At 67.9% G+C, this 18,273-nt stretch carries 14 protein-coding genes; 3 read left to right on the top strand and 11 right to left on the bottom strand.

Annotated elements, in window-relative coordinates; all coding sequences use genetic code 11:
- Positions 1 to 14 precede the first annotated feature (14 nt).
- Together VHC04_RS00810 and VHC04_RS00815 are read right to left on the bottom strand one after the other, a co-directional pair.
- Positions 15 to 983, bottom strand: coding sequence for a phosphate acetyltransferase (locus tag VHC04_RS00810; protein ID WP_408903761.1), 969 nt, complete (start codon positions 981 to 983; stop codon positions 15 to 17).
- Positions 976 to 3,351, bottom strand: coding sequence for a DUF3141 domain-containing protein (locus VHC04_RS00815; RefSeq protein WP_325676938.1), 2,376 nt, complete (start codon positions 3,349 to 3,351; stop codon positions 976 to 978). The genes VHC04_RS00810 and VHC04_RS00815 overlap by 8 nt, the downstream gene beginning before the upstream one ends.
- Positions 3,352 to 3,870: 519 nt before the next feature.
- Between VHC04_RS00815 and VHC04_RS00820 the strand changes: the two genes are divergently transcribed.
- Complete coding sequence (locus VHC04_RS00820; RefSeq protein ID WP_325676940.1) at positions 3,871 to 5,730, top strand: glycoside hydrolase family 15 protein; 1,860 nt, start codon at positions 3,871 to 3,873, stop codon at positions 5,728 to 5,730.
- Between the two features lie 27 nt (positions 5,731 to 5,757).
- Here the strand turns inward: VHC04_RS00820 and lexA are convergent, their stop codons facing one another.
- Together lexA and glp are read right to left on the bottom strand one after the other, a co-directional pair.
- Positions 5,758 to 6,495 (bottom strand): transcriptional repressor LexA, encoded by a 738-nt coding sequence (lexA, locus tag VHC04_RS00825; protein WP_325676942.1) that lies wholly within the window; start codon positions 6,493 to 6,495, stop codon positions 5,758 to 5,760.
- Positions 6,496 to 6,643: 148 nt separating this feature from the next.
- Complete coding sequence (gene glp, locus VHC04_RS00830; protein WP_325676944.1) at positions 6,644 to 7,849, bottom strand: gephyrin-like molybdotransferase Glp; 1,206 nt, start codon at positions 7,847 to 7,849, stop codon at positions 6,644 to 6,646.
- A gap of 355 nt (positions 7,850 to 8,204) precedes the next feature.
- Here glp and VHC04_RS00835 point away from each other — a divergent pair, with 355 nt between their 5' ends.
- Positions 8,205 to 9,239: an ArsR/SmtB family transcription factor gene (locus VHC04_RS00835; RefSeq protein ID WP_325676946.1), complete on the top strand. Its 1,035-nt coding sequence runs from the start codon at positions 8,205 to 8,207 to the stop codon at positions 9,237 to 9,239.
- Between the two features lie 9 nt (positions 9,240 to 9,248).
- Positions 9,249 to 12,740, top strand: a complete 3,492-nt coding sequence (gene metH, locus VHC04_RS00840; RefSeq protein ID WP_325676948.1) for a methionine synthase — start codon at positions 9,249 to 9,251, stop codon at positions 12,738 to 12,740.
- A 130-nt stretch (positions 12,741 to 12,870) separates the two neighbouring features.
- Here metH and VHC04_RS00845 read toward each other — a convergent pair whose 3' ends face one another.
- The 7 genes from VHC04_RS00845 to VHC04_RS00875 form a co-directional block, all read right to left on the bottom strand.
- Complete coding sequence (locus VHC04_RS00845) at positions 12,871 to 13,278, bottom strand: hypothetical protein (RefSeq protein ID WP_325676950.1); 408 nt, start codon at positions 13,276 to 13,278, stop codon at positions 12,871 to 12,873.
- A 1-nt stretch (position 13,279) separates the two neighbouring features.
- Entirely contained in the window at positions 13,280 to 13,549 is a 270-nt protein-coding gene (locus tag VHC04_RS00850; RefSeq protein ID WP_325676952.1) for a hypothetical protein, read from the bottom strand.
- A gap of 274 nt (positions 13,550 to 13,823) precedes the next feature.
- Positions 13,824 to 14,330, bottom strand: coding sequence for an NMCC_0638 family (lipo)protein (locus VHC04_RS00855; RefSeq protein ID WP_408903766.1), 507 nt, complete (start codon positions 14,328 to 14,330; stop codon positions 13,824 to 13,826).
- A 125-nt stretch (positions 14,331 to 14,455) separates the two neighbouring features.
- Positions 14,456 to 15,244, bottom strand: a complete 789-nt coding sequence (locus VHC04_RS00860; protein WP_325676956.1) for an ABC transporter ATP-binding protein — start codon at positions 15,242 to 15,244, stop codon at positions 14,456 to 14,458.
- 185 nt (positions 15,245 to 15,429) lie between these two features.
- Positions 15,430 to 16,548, bottom strand: a complete 1,119-nt coding sequence (locus tag VHC04_RS00865) for a GNAT family N-acetyltransferase (RefSeq protein WP_325676958.1) — start codon at positions 16,546 to 16,548, stop codon at positions 15,430 to 15,432.
- A complete protein-coding gene (locus VHC04_RS00870; protein ID WP_325676960.1) occupies positions 16,526 to 17,272 on the bottom strand; it encodes a YdcF family protein in 747 nt (248 codons plus the stop codon). Before VHC04_RS00870 ends, VHC04_RS00865 begins: the two co-directional genes overlap by 23 nt.
- A gap of 7 nt (positions 17,273 to 17,279) precedes the next feature.
- Positions 17,280 to 18,224: an NAD-dependent epimerase/dehydratase family protein gene (locus tag VHC04_RS00875; protein WP_325676962.1), complete on the bottom strand. Its 945-nt coding sequence runs from the start codon at positions 18,222 to 18,224 to the stop codon at positions 17,280 to 17,282.
- Positions 18,225 to 18,273 lie beyond the last annotated feature (49 nt).

The raw sequence follows: 18,273 nt of genomic DNA on the forward strand, positions 1-18,273 counted from the left end.
GCGGGCCGCTGGTCTCAATCCCCGCTCACGGAAACCGCCCTGCGCCGCGCCTCGGCCACCAGGGCGGCAACGGCGCAGGATGCCAGCCGTGTCGTCAGCGAATCGGCACGGCTGGTCAGCACAATCGGCACGCGCGCGCCCAGCACGATCCCGGCGGCATCCGCACCAGCCAGGAAGGACAGGCTTTTCGCCAGCATGTTGCCGGATTCCAGGTCGGGCACGACCAGCACATTGGCATGACCGGCCACCTTCGAGACAATCCCCTTGACCGCCGCCGCGTCGGCACTGATCGCATTGTCCAGCGCCAGCGGACCGTCCAGCAGGGCGCCGGTGATCTGGCCGCGATCGGCCATCTTGCACAGCGCCGCCGCCTCGACCGTCGAAGGCACCTTGGAGGTCACGGTTTCCATCGCGCTCAGAATCGCCACGCGCACCTCGGGGAACGACAGGGCATGCGCCAGGTCGATCGCGTTCTGGACGATGTCCACCTTCTCATCCAGGGTCGGCGCGATATTGACGGCGGCATCGGTGATCACCAGCGGGTCGGGATGGGCCGGCACATCCATGACGAAGCAATGGCTGATGCGCCGCCCGGTCCGGATTCCGTCCGTCTTCGACACGACCGCGCCCATCAGCTCATCGGTGTGCAGGCTGCCCTTCATCAGCGCATCGGCCACGCCGCACCGGACCTGCTCGACGGCCTTGGCCGCGGAATCGTGGCTGTGCTCTGAACCGACGATCGGCATCCCGGCGATATCCAGCTTGTACTGCGCCGCAACGTCCCGGATTCGAGCCGGCGGTCCCACCAGGATCGGCTCGATCAATCCCAGCTTCTTCGCCTCGATCGCCGATTCCAGCGACACGAAGTCGCAGGGATGGGCGATCGCCGTCTTCGTGGGGGGCAGCACCCGAGCGGCGGCGATCAGCCGGTCATATTTGCGGTGATGGGGGGCATCGGCGGGCACGATTCGATCGTTAGGCATCCGAGCGGTCCTTGGAACCGGCCGCCTGCTTCGCCACGGGTGCCTTGGCGGCCGGGTTGCGTGCCGGCGCCCGCCTGGTCGCCATCGGTACGCGGGCCGGGACGGCCGCAGGGACCGCCGGGACCGCCTTGGCGGCGCCGGGCTGCGGCGCGGCCGGTGCATCGGCCGCCGCCGCGCCGGCCTCGAAGATCGCCGCGATCCGTGCCAGCCGGCCGCTTGCCTCCTCGGACAAGCTGCCGGACGCGTCCAGCACCTTGCGGATATCGGCCAGCGCCAGCCGGCACGCCGCCGGATCGGCCGGCAGCAGATCCGGCAAGGTGGCGACGGCACGTTCCTCGTCCATGGTCAGCAACAGGAACTGATCACGGAACACGTCCTTCAGGCGCGCCTGGCTCAGCCGGGCGCCCTGCGCCTGGGCATCGCATAGCGCCTTGGCAACATTGAAGCCTCGCTCATCGATGCTGCGATCCGGCAGGCGAACATAGATCAGTGCGCGAACGATGGCCTCCGCGAGCCCGCCGGCGGCGAACTTGGTTTCCAGCTCCGCCTGGCGGTGGGCTTCCATGGCCTCGCGCACCACATCGCGGTCGGCGCGGCGCAGCGTGGCCTCGGCACCGGCGCGGAACCCCACCATCGCCTGCAGCAGCGGGTTGCCATAGATCGTCAGGAACGCATGTTCCTCCAATGCATCGCGGACACTGCCCGCGGTTTCCAGCCAGCGGACGATCCAGTCCGAGACGGTTTTTTCCACTGCGAGGAGCATGTTGTCGGCCGGGACCGGCCGCCTCTCGGCGCGGATGCGCTCCGCCAGGTCGCGAACCGGCAGCATCGCCGGATTGTTGTCCGAGAAGATGTTGTAGCCGAGCCGCGCGGGATGCAGAGCCCGCATCATCTCGGCGGATTGTTTCGTCGCCATCATGCGGACGACCGGCCCCAGCGTGGCCCGGTACAGGGCGAGATTGACATCCGACACGCGCGCGGCGGTGGCGAAGCGCAGGTCGTCCTCCGGATCGTTATTGCCGAATGCCCGGATGTCATCCAGCGAGCGGCGCTCCAGCCGGAACAGATAGCGGCCTCGGATCAATTCCGGATTGGCCGTATCCTCGCCGACATCCGTAATCACCGCCTCATACAGGCCGGGCGGGGCCAGATCGATCATGCCCATGGCGCCGGCGAATTCCTGATGCTCGCGCGTCGCCACCTTGCCGGAGACGAAAATCCCCAGATGGCCGATGCTTTGATGCGTCGTGTAAACGATCGTCTGGCCGTTGGCGACGATCTCCGCCTCATTCTCATACAGGTCGGTGATCCAGCCCAGGGCCTGCTGCGGCGGGGTGATGTTGTCGCCCCAGGAGCAGAACACGATGATCGGTGAGCGGATGTTCCGCAGGTCCAGGCGCGTTCCGTCGCCTGTGCGTAGTTCGCCCGCGGTCAGCTTGTTGCCGACGAACAGGTTGTCGGCGATCCACTGCATCTCCTCGGCGTTCAGCAGAACGGGGCTGCCCCACCAGGTCTCGAACTCCAGGTAGCGTTCGGCTTCCGTGTCGACCTTGGAATAGACGTTGTACTGCTTCTCCCACAGCGTATTGGCCGGATTCATCCGCTCAAAGTTCTTTACCAGATCGGCGCCATCGAAGATGCCGTGCCCCAGATCGCCGGCCAGGGCGGTCAGCCAGGTGCCGCCGAGCGCGCCGCCGAGATAGCGGAGCGGGTTCCTGCCCCGCACGCCGGCCCAGTAGGACAGGGGCGAACCGGCCAGCAGGATCGGTCCGCACAGGTTAGGATTGGCGGCCGCCATCATCATCACCTGCCAGCCGGCCTGGCAGTTGCCGACCACGACCGGCTTGCCATCGGCCTCGGGGTGGCGATCGGCGACGGTCCTGATGAACAGCGCCTCGGCCTCGCAGACATCCCCGATCGTCTGGCCGGGGACCGGATTGGGCAGGAAACCGATGAAATAGCACGGGTGCCCGGCCTGCAGCGCCACTCCGATCTCACTGTCATGCTTCATCCCGCCGATACCCGGGCCATGGCCGGCGCGCGGATCCACAACCACGAACGGACGGGCATGCGGGTCTATCACGACATCCGCCGGAGGCACGATCCGCACCAGGGCATAGTTCACCGGACGAGCGAGCGTCCGCCCGTCGATCAGCGGCTCCGCCTGGTAGTGCAGGACGTTCGGGGCGCGGCGGGCGCTGTGCGCCTGCGCGATGTTGCCGCGCTGGCGCAGCACGTCCAGGAACAGCACCGATCGCTGCGCGGCATCCGTCCAGTAGTCGGAGACCTGCTTCGCGAAAGTCATGAAGGAAGCGGGTCCGAACCAGCTCTGCGGGTCAGAGCCGACGTGAGGGGTCTGGTCGGTCATGTGCATCGTCCTGTCATGCGTGAGGCGAGGACATATGGATCCTCCTGCGTCCCGCCATTGCGGCTGGTCAAAGGCACATCGGGCCGGCCGACCCATTGCCGCGACCATGCAGGCGCGCTGCCAGCACCAGGCGATCTCGCACGATTAAAAACGGGGGTCAATAGAAATGCTGCACCGCAATATGACCGTAAAATGATGTATTCGTCATCCGAAAACGAAAAGCGTGCCGGCCGCTGAACGCCTGTGCGCAGGCGGCGTTCCGATCGCATGCCTGAGCCAGCCTGCCCCACATGCCGCGGCGGCCGCCCCCCCGGCCGCCGTTCCCCCGAGGTGTCCGCACGGCCCCGACGATTTCCCTCGCAACGGGCCCCTCGCATGTCGGCGTTCGTCCCGCCATAGTGGCGCATCCGATGACCTGCGAGGATGAACGCATGACGAGATCATGCCGGTTGAAACGCGGCACGTGCGCGGACCACCCCGCGTGAGGGGGCGGCCGGATGCCGGAAAGGGTATAGACGGATGGCGGTGAAGCGGCGCCGTGCCGCCAGCTCCGGCGAGATGCCCGCGGCGATCGAGGACTACGCCCTGATCGGCAACTGCCGGACAGCAGCGCTGGTCAGCCGTGGCGGGTCGATCGACTGGCTTTGCCTGCCCCGATTCGATAGTCCCGCCGTGTTCGCCGCCCTGCTGGGGACGCCGGACAACGGACGCTGGCTGATCCGCCCGGTCGACCCGAACGCCAAGGTCACGCGCCACTACTGGCCCGGCACCCTGATCCTTGAGACGGTCTATGAGACTGCTACCGGCGAGGTTGCCATCATCGACTTCATGGCCGTGGAGCAGCAGGCGCTGATCCGGATCGTCGAGGGCCGGCGCGGGTCGGTACCGATGCGGCTCGATCTGGTGATCCGCTTCGTCTACGGCTCCGCGGAGCCCTGGGTGACGCGGTTCAACCAGGGAATCCGGGCGGTGGCCGGCCCCGACCAGCTGGTGCTGTACAGCGAAGTCCGGCTGCGGAACAGAGCCATGACCACCCGGGCCGAATTCACCGCGGAGGCGGATCGGCGAACCCGCTTCATTCTGAGCCACGCGGAATCCCACGAGGAGGTGCCGCGCCCACCGCATGCCGACGCCGCCCTGGATGAGGCCGACGCGGTCTGGAGCGGTTGGTCCAACCGCTGCGACTATCAGGGGCCCTACCATGAGGCCGTGGTCCGTTCCTTGCTGACGTTGAAAGCGCTGACCTACAATCCCACGGGCGGCATCGTCGCCGCGCCGACGACCTCCCTGCCTGAGGAATTCGGCGGCGAGCGCAACTGGGATTACCGGTTCTGCTGGCTGCGGGACGCCACCTTCACGCTGCTGGCCTTGATGCAGGCGGGATATCGGGAAGAAGCGCAGGCCTGGGGCGCATGGCTGCACCGCAGCGTGGCGGGATCGCCCAGCCAGGTGCAGACGCTGTACGGCCTCCGCGGGGAACGCTGGATTCAGGAATGGGAGGTCCCGTGGCTACCCGGCTACCACGGCGCCAGGCCGGTGCGGATCGGCAATGGTGCCAGCACCCAGCTGCAGATCGACGTGTATGGTGAGCTGATCGATGCGTTGTACCAGGAAGCGGCGCTGGGCCTCGCGCGGCCATCCGCCTCCTGGGACCTGCAATATGCCCTGGTACGCCACCTGGAAGGCATCTGGGACGAGCCCGACCGCAGCATCTGGGAGGTACGGGGTGATCCGCGGCATTTCACCTTCTCCAAGGTCATGGCATGGGTGGCCTTCGACCGCGCCATCCGCGGTGCAGAGCGGTTCGGGATGCAGGCGCCGGTCGCCCGCTGGCGCGCTATCCGCCAGCGCATCCACGACAAGGTCTGCCGCGAGGGCTTCAGTGAGGCCAAGAACAGCTTCACCCAGTTCTTTGGCGGCGAGGCGCTGGACGCATCCCTGCTGCTGATCCCGCAGGTCGGTTTCCTGCCCCCGGACGACCCGCGCGTGATCGGGACGGTGGAGGCGATCGGCCGGGAGCTGATGGCCGACGGGCTGATACGCCGCTACCTGGTCGAGGAAAAAGTGGAAGGATTGCGCGGCGAGGAAGGCACCTTCCTCGCCTGTTCCTTCTGGTACGTCGACGCCCTGGCATTGATCGGGCGCGGCAACGAAGCCCGCATGATCTTCGAGCGGCTGCTGGGCCTGTGCAACGATGTCGGCCTGCTCGCCGAGGAATACGATCCGGTCGCTCGGCGCCAGCTGGGGAATTTCCCGCAGGCGTTGTCGCACCTGGCGCTGATCAACAGCGCATTCAACCTCAGCCGGCACCCCTCGCCGGCCGAAACCCGCGCCGCAGCGGCGGCACCGGAGGAGACGGACCTATTGGAGCCGGGGTGAGGCCAGCCGGTCGTTCCCGCCTGGCGATCAGTATTTGCGCATCAAGGCAACCAGCCGTCCTTGCACCTTCACACGGTCGGCCGGAAAGATCCGCGTTTCATGGCGGACATTGCATGGTTCCAGCGCGATCGAGTTGCCCCGGCGGCGGAGCCGCTTCAACGTCACCTCGCTGTCGTCCACCACGGCGACGACGATCTGTCCGTTTTCGGCGGATTCGGTGCGCTGGATGATGACGAAGTCGCCGTCCAGAATGCCGGCCTCGATCATCGAATCGCCCGCGACCTCAAGCCCGAAATGTTCACCCGCGCCCAGCAGGGCCGTCGGCACGTCCAGCGTGGTGCTGGGGTCGCGCAACGCTTCGATCGGCAGGCCGGCGGCAATACGGCCATAGAGCGGCAACTCGATCGCGCCGGCTTCCTGTGCCGCCTGGGCGCCGCTGATGCGCGGGGTGAAATCGCCCCGGATCACATTGGGGGAGAACCCGGCGGCGGAAAACTCCGCCTGCGGCTCCGCCATGCCGGCAGGCGCTTCCCGCGCCGTCGCGGCCAGATTTTCCGGGAGCCGCAGCACGTCTAGCGCCCGGGCACGATGGTGCCGCCGCGCGAGATAGCCGCGTTCCTCCAGCGCTGAGACCAGCCGATGGATGCCGGACTTCGACTTCAGGTCCAGCGCTTCCTTCATTTCCTCAAAACTGGGCGAGAAACCGGTTTGTTTCAGATGACGATCGATAAAGACGAGCAATTCGTATTGCTTCCGAGTCAACATCGCGAGAACCTTTGCGGCGTTCAGCGTCGTCGGAACAAACCGGCAACTGCATGCCGTTCTATGTAGGTTCGCATATCTTCGTCAAGCGAAACTGTGGAAAAAACCAAGAACCCTTTGGTTTCTCGGCTGATTTCAGCGAAAAAGCCGCTCACAAGCCCAGCGAATCGAGGCGAATGACGCGAATCTCCGCCCCTTCCGGCAAGGCGGGCGCGTGCGGGGCACGCAGAATCAGCGCATCGGCCAGCGCCAGGCGGCGCAGCATGGCCGAATCCTGGACCGGAAACGGGGTCGCCACCAGCCGTCCTTGCGAATCGGAGGAGACGGTCGCCCGCAGATGATCGGCGCGGTGGTCGTTGGCCTTCAGCGCAGCGCCCAGAATGGCCGGCATGGATGGCGGCGCGGCGGCTGGCAGCCCGCCCAGCCGGGCCATGGCGGGCAGCAGAAACAGGATGGCACAGACCAGCGCCGAGACGGGATTGCCCGGCAGGCCCAGTACCGGTGTGGCACCGAGTTGACCGAACAGCAGGGGTTTGCCGGGGCGCATCGCAATCTGCCAGAAATCCAGCGTCATGCCGCGTGCCCGCAGCGCCTTGATCACCAGATCGTGGTCGCCGACCGACGCACCGCCCGTCGTCACCAGCATGTCCATGCCATGGATCTGGTCGGCGGTCGCGGCGATCGTTGCCTCATCGTCGCGCGCCACCGGCAGCACGACCGGCTCCCCGCCCAGGGCGCGCACCAGCGCCGCCAGGGCATGGGAGTTGGAGCTCACGATGCCGCCCGGCGGGATCGGCTCGCCCGGCAGGCTGATCTCATCGCCGGTGGCCAGGATGGCGATACGCGCCCGGCGATGCACGACAAGCCACGGATGGTTGGCCGCGGCGGCGAGGCCGATATCGCGCGCGGTCAGGCGGCGGCCGGCCGGCACGACGATGTCGCCAGCTGAAAAATCCTGGCCGGCGCGGCGGATATGGCGGCCGGCGACGACCGCTTCGTTGACGCTGACGCGATCGCCATCGCGCGTCGCATCCTCCTGCAGCAGGATTGCATCGGCGCCTTCCGGCACGACGCTGCCGGTGAACAGGCGCACCGTCTCGCCGGCACCGACCCGGCCGCCGAACGGATGGCCGGCGGGCGCGGCGCCGATGACACGCAGGGTTGCGCCCAGCCCGCCATCGGCGGCCCGCAGGGCATAGCCGTCCATCGCCGAGACATCCGCCGGCGGCTGGGTCAGCCTGGCCGCGACCGGCGCCGCGGTGACGCGATTCCAGCCGGCGGACAGGCCGACCGTTTCCGCCGGCAGCGGCCGCAGCGCGGCAAGAATGCGGTCGCGGGCTTCATCAACGCTGATCATGGACTTCCATATCGCCCGGACGCCTCCGCCGATCAACCGGACGCCTCTGTCCTTGCCATCCGCCCGCATGCGCGTGCGTCTGCGTCACCTTTGGCGCGTGATGCCAGCCGCCGCCGCGGCGTTCCCGCGTCATGAGCGCGGACTGCCGGTGATTGCTGGCCAGCCTCTGATCAACCGTGCCCGCGTCGCGCGGGCGGACTGCTGTTCATGTGGCTCGCGCGGCCGCCGTCCGCGCGGATCGCGGCGCCAGTGCGGCTGGCGGGGGACGCGCGCCGGCGGCGCGAACCAGCTCTGCTGTGGCCCGTTTCCATCACCGCTGAGACCGCCTGGACATAAGGATATGTTTATGTCATAGATGGCCACGATGGAGACCTTGCTCGCCAGCCTGCGTGCCGCCGCCGAACCGACCCGACTGCGCCTGCTCGCCCTGGCGCAGCGCGGCGCCTTCTGTGTCATGGACTTCACCGACATCCTGGGCCAGTCGCAGCCGCGCCTGTCCCGGCACCTGAAGCTGCTCTGCGAGAACGGGCTGCTGGAACGGGTGCGGGAAGGCTCCAATGTCTGGTTCACCCTGCCGCCAGGGGACGCCGGCGCCCTGTCGCGCGACCTGATCGCCCGCCTGCCGCCGGACGACCCGGTGCTGGAGGCCGACCGGCGGCAGGCCGCCCGCGTGCTGGCTGAACGCGCCCGCATTGCGTCGGAAAGCTTCCGCCAGAAGGGCTCCGACTGGGACGAAATGCGCGCCCTGGGCCTGCCGGCCCAAGCCACCGAGGACGCCCTACTGGCTTTGGTGCCCGCGGGCAGCGGCGCGCTGCTGGATATCGGCACCGGCACCAGCCGGGTCCTGGAATTGCTGGCGCCGCGCATCCGCCAGGGTCTCGGCGTCGACGCCTCGAAGGCGATGCTCGCCCTCGCCCGCGCTCGGCTGGCCGAACCGTCGCTGGGCCACTGTTCGGTGCGGCTGGCGGACATGTATCGCCTGCCCCTGCCCAGCGCCGCCTTCGACATCGTGGTGATGCAGATGGTGCTGCATCATGCCGAGGATCCGGGCCTGGCGCTGGCGGAGGCCGAGCGCGTGCTGCGTCCCGGAGGGCGGCTGCTGCTGGTCGACCTGGCGGAGCATGACCGCAAGGACCTGACGGACCGGCTGGCGCATCGCTGGCCGGGTTTCTCGGACGAGGCGATCACCGCGCTGTTTGGCGCGGCATCCCTGACCCCGGCCGCCCCGGTTACCATTCCCGGCCCGCTATCCGTCCGCATCTGGCCGGCGACCGCGTCGGTCCCTGCCGTCGCGCCGGATACCGGCCGGCATGGTCCTGTCCCGGCTGGCGCTGTTGCACGGGACCCTGCTCCGTTCGACCCGCTCCCGTTTGGCTCCCGATCCGACTGAAAGACCACCATGGCGCGACCCCATTTGCTTGAAGCCCTGCGCGACCGCGTGCTGCTATGCGATGGCGGCATGGGCAGCCGCGTGCAGGCCCTGACCCTCGATATCGAGAAGGATTTCTGGGGGCGGGAGAACTGCACCGACGTGCTGGTGCTGTCACGCCCCGACCTGGTGCGGGAGATCCATCGCGGCTACTTCGAGGCCGGCGCCGACATGGTGGAGACCAACACCTTCGGCGGCACGCCGGTCACGCTGGGCGAATTCGACCTGGCGGACAAGGCGTTCGAACTGAACAGGCGCGCCGGCGAACTGGCGCGCGAGGCGGCGGAGCAGTTCGCCGACGGCCGCGACCGCTGGGTGGTGGGCAGCGTCGGTCCGGGCACGAAACTGCCGTCGCTGGGCAACATCGCCTATGACCCGCTTGAAGCGGCGCTGGCGGAACAGTGCCGCGGCCTGATCGCCGGCGGCGTGGATGCCATCCTGATCGAGACCTGCCAGGACACGCTGCAGATCAAGGCGGCCGTCAACGGCGCCAAGATCGCCCGAAACGAGGCCGGAACGGATACCCCGATCTTCGTGCAGGTCACGGTCGAAACCACCGGTACGCTGCTGGTCGGCCCCGACATGAGCGCAGCCGCCGCCGTCGTGCACGCGCTGGACGTGCCGCTGCTGGGCTTGAACTGCGCAACCGGTCCGCAGGAAATGGCGGAGCATGTCGGCTGGCTGGCTGCCAACTGGCCCGGCCTGATCTCGGTGCAGCCGAATGCCGGCCTGCCCGAACTGGTCGACGGCCGCACGCATTACCCGCTGGGCGCCGCCGAACTGGCTTCCTGGCTGGAACGCTTCGTCGAGCAGGACGGCGTGAACCTGATCGGCGGCTGCTGCGGCACCTCGATTCCGCATATCCAGGGGCTGGACTCGATGTTGCGCAAGCGCGACGGTGCCGGGTTCCGCCCGGCGCCGGTGGCGCGCAACCCGGTCTGGATCCCCAGTGTCGCCAGCCTGTACCAGGCGCAGCCGTTGCGGCAGGAAAACGCCATCTTCGCGATCGGTGAACGCTGCAACGCCAACGGGTCGAAGAAGTGGCGGGAACTGCAGGAAACCCAGGACTGGGACGGCTGCGTCGCCATGGGGCGGGAGCAGATCGGCGAAGGCTCCCACGCGCTTGATGTCTGCACCGCCTTCGTCGGCCGCGACGAATTGTCGGAAATGTCCGAGGTGGTGCGCCGTTTCACCGCCGCGGTGAACAGCCCGCTGGTGATCGACAGCACGGAGACGCCGGTGATCGCGGCTGCGCTGAAACTGCATGGCGGCAAGCCGATCATCAACTCGATCAATTTCGAGGATGGCGAAGGCCACGCGACCGACCGGCTGAAGCTGGCCAGGCAGTTCGGTGCCGCGGTGATCGCGCTGACGATCGATGAGGTCGGCATGGCAAAGACGGCCGAGGACAAGCTGCGCATCGCGCGCCGCCTGGTCGATTTCGCCTGCAACAAATACGGCTTGCCGCAATCCGACCTGTTGATCGACCCGTTGACCTTCACCATCGCCACCGGCAATGAGGATGATCGGAAGCTGGGGCTGTGGACGCTGGAGGGGATCAAGGCGATCCGCGACGCGTTTCCGGACATCCAGATCATTCTGGGCCTGTCCAATATCAGCTTCGGCCTCAATCCCGCCGCCCGCGCGGTGCTGAACAGCGTGTTCCTGGACCATGCCCGGCGGGCCGGCATGACCGGCGCGATCATCCACGTATCCAAGATCCGCCCGATGCACCTGATCGCCGAGGAGGAACGGCAGGTCGCCGAGGACCTGATCTTCGACCGCAGGCGCGAAGGCTACGACCCGCTGCAGCGCCTGCTGGAACTGTTCGCAGGGCGCAAGGCCGCGGATGCGGTGAAGAAGGAGCGCGCGGCGACCGCAGAGGGGCGGCTGAAGGACCGTATCGTGGACGGCGACCGCAAGGGCCTGACCGAAGACCTTGACGAAGCGCTGAAGACGATGCCGGCGCTGGACATCATCAACAATGTGCTGCTGGACGGCATGAAGGTGGTCGGCGACCTGTTCGGCGCCGGCAAGATGCAGCTGCCCTTCGTGCTGCAAAGCGCCGAGACGATGAAAACGGCCGTCGCCTATCTCGAACCGTTCATGGAACGGGTGGAAGGCCAGGAGAAGGGCACGATCGTGCTGGCGACGGTGAAGGGGGACGTGCACGATATCGGCAAGAACCTGGTCGACATCATCCTGACCAATAACGGCTACCGCGTCGTCAACCTGGGCATCAAGGTTCCCCTGCACGACATGCTGCATGCCGTGCAGGAGCATCGCGCCCATGCCATCGGCATGTCCGGCCTGCTGGTGAAATCCACCGTGGTGATGCGGGAGAACCTGGAGGAGATGTCGCGCCAGGGCGTCGAAATCCCCGTGCTGCTGGGCGGCGCGGCGCTGACCCGCACCTATGTGGAGGATGACTGCGTCAAGGCGTATGGCTGCGGCCGCGTCGCCTATGCTCGCGATGCCTTCGACGGGCTGCACCTGATGGACCGCGTCACCGGCAACGGGTTCGACGACTACCTGGCCGCGATACAGGCCAAGCGTGTCGGCAAGGCGCGCAACACGTCCCGCACCCTGGGCCAGGCGGACACGCGCGCCTTTCAGCCGGTGGATGTCGGGGCGGTGCAGGCACGCCGCCGCCGACTGACCCGTGACGTTCCGGTCGTGGAACCGCCGTTCTGGGGCTCGCGCGTCATCGAGGCGGCGCCGAAGGCGATCGTTCCGTTTGTGAATGAACGCAGCCTGTACCAGTTCCAATGGGGATTCCGCAAGCAAGGCCGCTCACTGGAAGACTTTCTAGGCTGGGCTCGGCAGGAACTGCGACCGGTGATGCGGCGCATGCTGGCGCTGTGCGACGACCAGGACATCCTGAGGCCGCAGGCCGCCTATGGCTATTGGAAGGCGGCCGGCCAGGGCAACGAGCTGATCATCTTCGGCCAGGACGGTGAGACCGAGCTCACCCGCTTCACGCTGCCGCGCCAGCCGAAGGAGGATGGCGAATGCATTGCCGACTTCTTCCGCGACGTGGACGACGCCGAGCGCGACGTGATCGGCCTGCAGGTCGTGACGGTGGGCCAGAAGGCGTCGGACACCGCGCGCATATGGTTCGAGGACAACCGCTACCAGGACTACCTGTACCTGCACGGCCTGTCAGTGGAGATGGCGGAGGCGATGGCCGAGTACGTGCACAAGCGCATCCGCGCGGAACTCGGCTTCGCGGCCGAGGATGACCGCGACATGGAAAAGATGCTGGCCCAGGGCTATCGCGGCAGCCGCTATTCCTTCGGCTACCCCGCCTGCCCGCGGCTGGAGGATCAGACGCCGATTCTCTCGCTGCTCGGGGCGGACCGGGTCGGCGTTTCGCTATCCGACGAATATCAGTTGCATCCGGAACAATCGACCAGCGCCATCGTGGTGATCAACCCGCACGCCAAGTATTTCTCCGTGTGATCGCAGCGGCACAAAGCCCGGCCGTGTTCCGCTGCCTTCCGGCGCGGCGGCTGGGGTTGTGGGTCCCGCCCCGGCTCGAACAGGCGCGGGCGCGGAACGGTTTGTTCCGGGTCCGCGACATCCAGCCGGGCTACGCTTTCGGGCCGCGCCTGCCCATCGATCGGGCGAAGCGCATCACGATCATGCCCAGCTGCACCAGGCTCAACGTCGCGGCCACGCCGGCCAATGCCTGCTTGCGGACCTGAACCGCCTCCCGCTCCACCCGGCCTGGCGTGGAATTCCAGGCATAGGCCAGCAGAACGACCGCGACGAGGACGTCAAAGCCGCCGATCAGAAGGGCTGCCCAGTAGAAGGCCAGTCCGGCGTCGATGCGCAGCGCGTACCATGCGGCGATGTGGGCAACCGCCAACGCACCGGCCGCGAAAAGCAGGCCGATCGCAGCGCACAACACGCGCGTCATCGTGCGCGCGGCAAATCCATGCCAGCGGAGGGCTTCAGCCTCCGCGGCGATCTGCACAAGCCGGACTGGCTGCATCACCTCAACGCATCACGCGGCCGATGACCCACCCCACCGCGGCGGCCACCGCGATGGCCACCAGCGGCTGTTGCCGCACCCGGCCGGACATCACATCCGCCTGCTGCTTCACGGTGTCCCGAGCGGTACCGTACGCCGCCTCGGCCTTGCCGGCGAACTGCGCCACGGCCGGCGTCACACGGTCCTTCATCAGCGATTCGACCTGCTCGCGCAGGCGATCGATCTGCGATTGGGCATCACTCAACGTCTCTCGCGCCTCGGTCGTGTAATTCATGGCTCATGCTCCTTTTCGAGACTCTCGAAGAGAGTTCGGCACCAACGCCGCGACGCGGGCCACGGTTGCGCCTACGGCACTGTGTTCTTTAGCACTTCAGCGTGAAAGCAGCCATGCGGACAGACGAAGCTGACGCTGTCGTGACCGTGCCGGAGCCTCGATCCCTCCCTCGGGAGTCGTCTGTCGAAGCCGCCTGTCGAAGCCGCCTGGCAAAACCGGGAGGCTGGCGGCTTCCCCAGGACGCGGAGCATCGCGCGCCAACCATGATCGGATGTTACGGCGACACCGCGCCGGTCATCATCGCCCGGCCGCCGGCGGCGCCCTTTACCGTGGCCAGCAGAATCCGCCAGATACGGCCATCGCGCGTCGCCAGGTATTCCCGGTCATGGATTTCGGGGATCTCCTTGTCATCGCGTTCGATCACCAGCCGGAACGCGATATTGTTGGCGCGCAGGGCCGCTTCCAGCGCCGGAACGGCCGCCGCCTGGGTCAGCACGTCGGTCACGGCGGAGCAGATCCCGTCATCCGAGGACACGACGACGAATTTTCCCTCGTCGTCCGAGGCATCGAAGACCTGGCCGGGTGCGTTCAGCAGAAACGCCTTGCGCGCCTGCTCCGGCACCGGCGGCAGGCCCTTGCCGGCGGCCCAGGCGCGCAGCCCGGCCGGATCCCCGGCGTAGGTCAGGCAGCTTTGAGTGAACAGCCCGGCCAGGGCGGCCGCCTTGTCGGCGGCGCTGGCGGCGGCGCCACCGGAATCCGCGCTGGCCGGCCGCAGCACCATGGCGCTCAACACCAACACAACCAGGCCGCGGGATGGCTGACACCGGAATGGCAGGCACCGGAACACCATTTGCACAACTCTCGGGGGGATGACTTTCGGGAGCATGGCTTTCAGGGGCGCAACTCTCAGCGGCGCAGCTCCATGTGAATCGGTCCTTCGCGACGGCCGTGGGTAAACTGGTCGACTGCCGGATTGCCGGTGTCCATCAGCGTATCCGCCGGGCCGCGCCAGATGATCTGGCCTTGCAGCAACATCGCCGCCTGGTCGCCGATGCGGCGGGCGCTAGCCATGTCGTGGGTGATCGCGACGGCAGTACTGCCCAGCCGGCGCACGCAATCGACGATCAGCCCATCGATCACCGCGCCCATGATCGGGTCCAGGCCGGTGGTCGGCTCATCGAAGAACAGGATGTCGGGCTGGGAGGCAATGGCGCGCGCCAGGGCGACACGCTTCTGCATGCCGCCCGACAGCTCCGCCGGATACAGGTCCCCGACGGTGGGTGCCAGCCCGACCTGCTGCAGGAAGTCGTTCGCCGTCGTTCGCGCGGCATTGCGGGTTACCTTGTGGCGCGCCTGCAGGCCAAAAACCACGTTTTCCCAGACCGGCAGGGAGTCGAACAGCGCCCCGGCCTGAAACAGCATGCCGATGCGGGCACGCTGCTGCTCCCGCTGCCGGCGCGGCAGGGTCAGGACGTCGACGCCGTCGATCTCGATGACACCGCCATCCGGCTCCAGCAGACCCAGGACGCATTTCAGCAGCACCGATTTGCCGGAACCCGACCCGCCGATGACCACCAGGGAGGACGCCGGCATCACATCCAGGTCGACGCCGTCCAGCACCACCTTGTCGCCGAAGCGCTTGGTCAGGCCACGGATGCGGATGCGCGGGATAGGCGTGGAGACAGGCTCGATCATGATCCGGGTAGATGCCGCGCGAGCCAGGCTTCGGCAAGGCGGCTTGTGGTAACAGGCCCGCCATCGGGTTTCCGCCGTCGCCTTCTCGGCCACCGCCGTCTCGCCACTGCCGTCTCGCCATCGCGTTCCCGGCAAGCCACCGCATGGCTGCCGGGGGGCGGGCGGACCGCATGCACGCCCGCGCCTCAACGGCGCAGGCGTGCCCGAAACTGCCCGGCGGCGTGGCGTGCATAGGCCATCAGCCCGGCGGGATGCAGCGGATCGACCAGCAGCAGGCCGATGCGCTGGCGCCGGCTGGCGGCCCAATTGCGCTTGTAGTCATCGTCGCCGCGGCCGAAATCGATCTCGACCACCTGCTCCCGGTCCAGCAGGTGGCGCAGCATCAGCGCGGTCAGCACCGTGCCGGGCGAATAGGGCTTGAACGCCTCGTCATGCGCCAGCTTCAGCACCGTCGCCTGACCCTGCGTCACCACCCAGATCTGCACCGCGACGGGCTGCTCGCCGATCCGCCAAAGGCCGAACCGCAGAATCCCCCGCGCCGCGGCGGCGCGCATGAGGGCGGTGTTGAACCGAGGAAACGGTTCTGGATTCTTCCAGCTTTTCGCATAGACCGCCTCGAACGCATCAGTGGCCCTCGGCATCTCCTCCGGGCTCGACAACAGTTCGAATGCGGCATCCGGCACTGCCTCCGCCTTGCGCAGGCGGCGGCGGATCGTCTCGCGCAGCGCGCCGGGACGCCGCGCCAGATAGCCCGCCCAGCCCAGGCCGGCGACATCCTCGTGCCAGTTGCCGAAATGGTCGAACCGCAGCGGCCGCAGCCGGACCTGTGCGGCTGCCTGCTCCAGTGCCGGCAGCTCCGGCCAGCACGCCGCCATGGCGTCCAGCCGGATCACTCCGGCCGGGCGGCAGAACCGGGCGAAGGCCCGCCATGCGGCCAGCCGCGCCGGCGCGTCCAGCCCGGCGGCAAACAGCGGCGCGTACAGGCAGGTATAGGGCGTCGTCAGGCTGCACAGCCGCGGCATGGCGGTCCGGCGCAGCATCGGCACCAGCAGCAAGACGCGGTCTCCCGACCGCACGGAAACGAAGGCCGCGCGATCATCCGGCGGCATGGCATGGTCCAGCACGAGGTCCCACCACACCCGGCTGGAAAACAGCACCCCGCCGGACGGTCCCCCGGCAGGCGGGCATGGCGGCGCCAGCAGCGCCTGCGCATCCGCCGGCAACCGGTCGGGCCGAGCCGCCTCGGTCACGGTCAGAGCGGAAGGCCCGGAAGCGCCGGAATCAGCGGACGCGGTACCACGCATACCCTATCCATTCGTGCAGCGCGTAATAGCTGGTCTGCCAAGCGCCGGGCAGCGGCAGGACGTCCGACAGGAACGGCCTGACCTCCCGGTCAAGCGGCGTCGGCGCGGCGGTGACGATCAGGCCGGTCCGTTGGAATGCGAGCAGCGCGCGCCGCATGTGCCAAGCCGTGGTCACCAGATAGATCGAGTCGATCCCGGCCTGTTTCAGGATCGCGGCGCTCAGCCGGGCATTCTCCCACGTATCGGCGGACCGATCCTCCGTCCAGCGCGGCGCAAGCCCGAAATCGTCCTTCAGCGACTCGGCCATGACCGTGCTCACGGCCGGGACATCCGGATGGATCAGCCCGCCCGAGACCAGGATCGGCAGGCCTGTGCTCCGCGCCAGCGCCGCAGCGCTCAGCGCACGTTCCGCCGAGAGCGGGCCCAGCCGCACCCCGCCGGTCATGCTTGGGGTGCGGATCAACTCGCCGCCCAACACGACGATCGCCCGTGGCGGATGGTCCGCCGGCGGATGGGTCGGCAGGTGCCGCTCCAGCCCCACCAGCATGGTCTGGGATACCAGCGGCGTCGCCAGCAGATACAGCCCGATCGCCCCGGCCCACGCGCAAACCCGGCCCCAGCGCCGTGGCCGGGGATCGCGAGCCTGGTCCAGCAGCAAGCCAACGAGCAGAAGAGTCAACAGCCCGGTCGGCGGCATGGCCAGGCTGAGCAGCAGAGGCTTCACCGGCTGGTCATCGCGCCGGCGGCGTCAGCCAGGCCAGCACCGACGCAAGCCCGTCCCGAAGGCTGGTCCGGCCGGCAATGCCCAGCGCCGTATCGGCCGGAGCGGGGTCGCCAAGGGAATGTCGGATCTCGCCCGCCCTGGGCGGTCCCTTGCGGATATCCGGGTCGCACCCCGCCAGCTCGGCGATCAGAGCCGCCAACCCCTCCACCGAGGTCGGTGTCCCGGTGCAGACATTGAACACCGGGGCATCCGGCGGGCGGCGATCCATCGCACCCAGCAACGCACGCACCACGTCGCCGACATAGACGAAATCGCGTGTCTGGTGCCCGTCCCCGAAGATCGTCACCGGATGGCCGGCCAGAATCCGCTCGCAGAAGATGGAGATCACGCCGGAATATGGTGATTTGGGGTCCTGCCGCGGCCCGTAGACGTTGAAGAAGCGCAACCCGACGGTGGGAATCCCGTGCACATGGGTCGCCACGCGGGCATGCAGCTCACAGCCGTATTTGTCAGCCCCGTAGGCCGATAGCGGCCGGCACGGCGTCGCCTCGGTGATCGGCATGGCGACGACGTCGCCATAGACCGCCGCCGAGGATGCATAGACCACCGGGATCATGCGGCCGGTTTCCTGCCCCGACCGCCTGACCGCATCGAGGACGGTGATCGTGCCGGTCAGGTTGACGCGATGGGTGCCCGGCCAGTCGGTGACCCCCTTCTCCACTGAGGCGATCGCGGCCAGGTGGAAACACCCATCCACGCCGCGTAGCGCCCGCGCCACAAGGGAGGGATCGGCGACGTCGCCTTCCAGCAGCTCGACGCCGTCCGGCAGGTTGTCGCGCCGACCAGTCGACAGATCGTCCAGCACCCGGACCGTGTCGCCGCGCCCGGTCAGCGCGTCGCACAGATGCGAGCCGATGAAGCCCGCCCCGCCGGTCACCAGCCAGACACTCATGCCGACACCGGGCATGCCGACACGGCTGAAACCGGCGGGCGGCCCCTCG

Origin of the sequence: Rhodopila sp. (genome assembly GCF_035548095.1) — a bacterium.
GTDB lineage: Bacteria > Pseudomonadota > Alphaproteobacteria > Acetobacterales > Acetobacteraceae > Rhodopila.

What these genes read in the sequence shown, in the direction of transcription:
- VHC04_RS00815 (WP_325676938.1), bottom strand. Translation starts at nt 3,351, where the DNA reads ATGACCGACCAGACCCCTCACGTCGGCTCTGACCCGCAGAGCTGGTTC.
- VHC04_RS00875 (WP_325676962.1), bottom strand. Translation starts at nt 18,224, where the DNA reads ATGAGTGTCTGGCTGGTGACCGGCGGGGCGGGCTTCATCGGCTCGCAT.
- VHC04_RS00855 (WP_408903766.1), bottom strand. Translation starts at nt 14,330, where the DNA reads ATGGTGCTGCGGCCGGCCAGCGCGGATTCCGGTGGCGCCGCCGCCAGC.
- glp (WP_325676944.1), bottom strand. Translation starts at nt 7,849, where the DNA reads ATGATCAGCGTTGATGAAGCCCGCGACCGCATTCTTGCCGCGCTGCGG.
- VHC04_RS00865 (WP_325676958.1), bottom strand. Translation starts at nt 16,548, where the DNA reads ATGCGTGGTACCGCGTCCGCTGATTCCGGCGCTTCCGGGCCTTCCGCT.
- VHC04_RS00860 (WP_325676956.1), bottom strand. Translation starts at nt 15,244, where the DNA reads ATGATCGAGCCTGTCTCCACGCCTATCCCGCGCATCCGCATCCGTGGC.
- VHC04_RS00835 (WP_325676946.1), top strand. Translation starts at nt 8,205, where the DNA reads ATGGCCACGATGGAGACCTTGCTCGCCAGCCTGCGTGCCGCCGCCGAA.
- VHC04_RS00810 (WP_408903761.1), bottom strand. Translation starts at nt 983, where the DNA reads ATGCCTAACGATCGAATCGTGCCCGCCGATGCCCCCCATCACCGCAAA.
- VHC04_RS00820 (WP_325676940.1), top strand. Translation starts at nt 3,871, where the DNA reads ATGGCGGTGAAGCGGCGCCGTGCCGCCAGCTCCGGCGAGATGCCCGCG.
- VHC04_RS00850 (WP_325676952.1), bottom strand. Translation starts at nt 13,549, where the DNA reads ATGAATTACACGACCGAGGCGCGAGAGACGTTGAGTGATGCCCAATCG.
- metH (WP_325676948.1), top strand. Translation starts at nt 9,249, where the DNA reads ATGGCGCGACCCCATTTGCTTGAAGCCCTGCGCGACCGCGTGCTGCTA.
- lexA (WP_325676942.1), bottom strand. Translation starts at nt 6,495, where the DNA reads ATGTTGACTCGGAAGCAATACGAATTGCTCGTCTTTATCGATCGTCAT.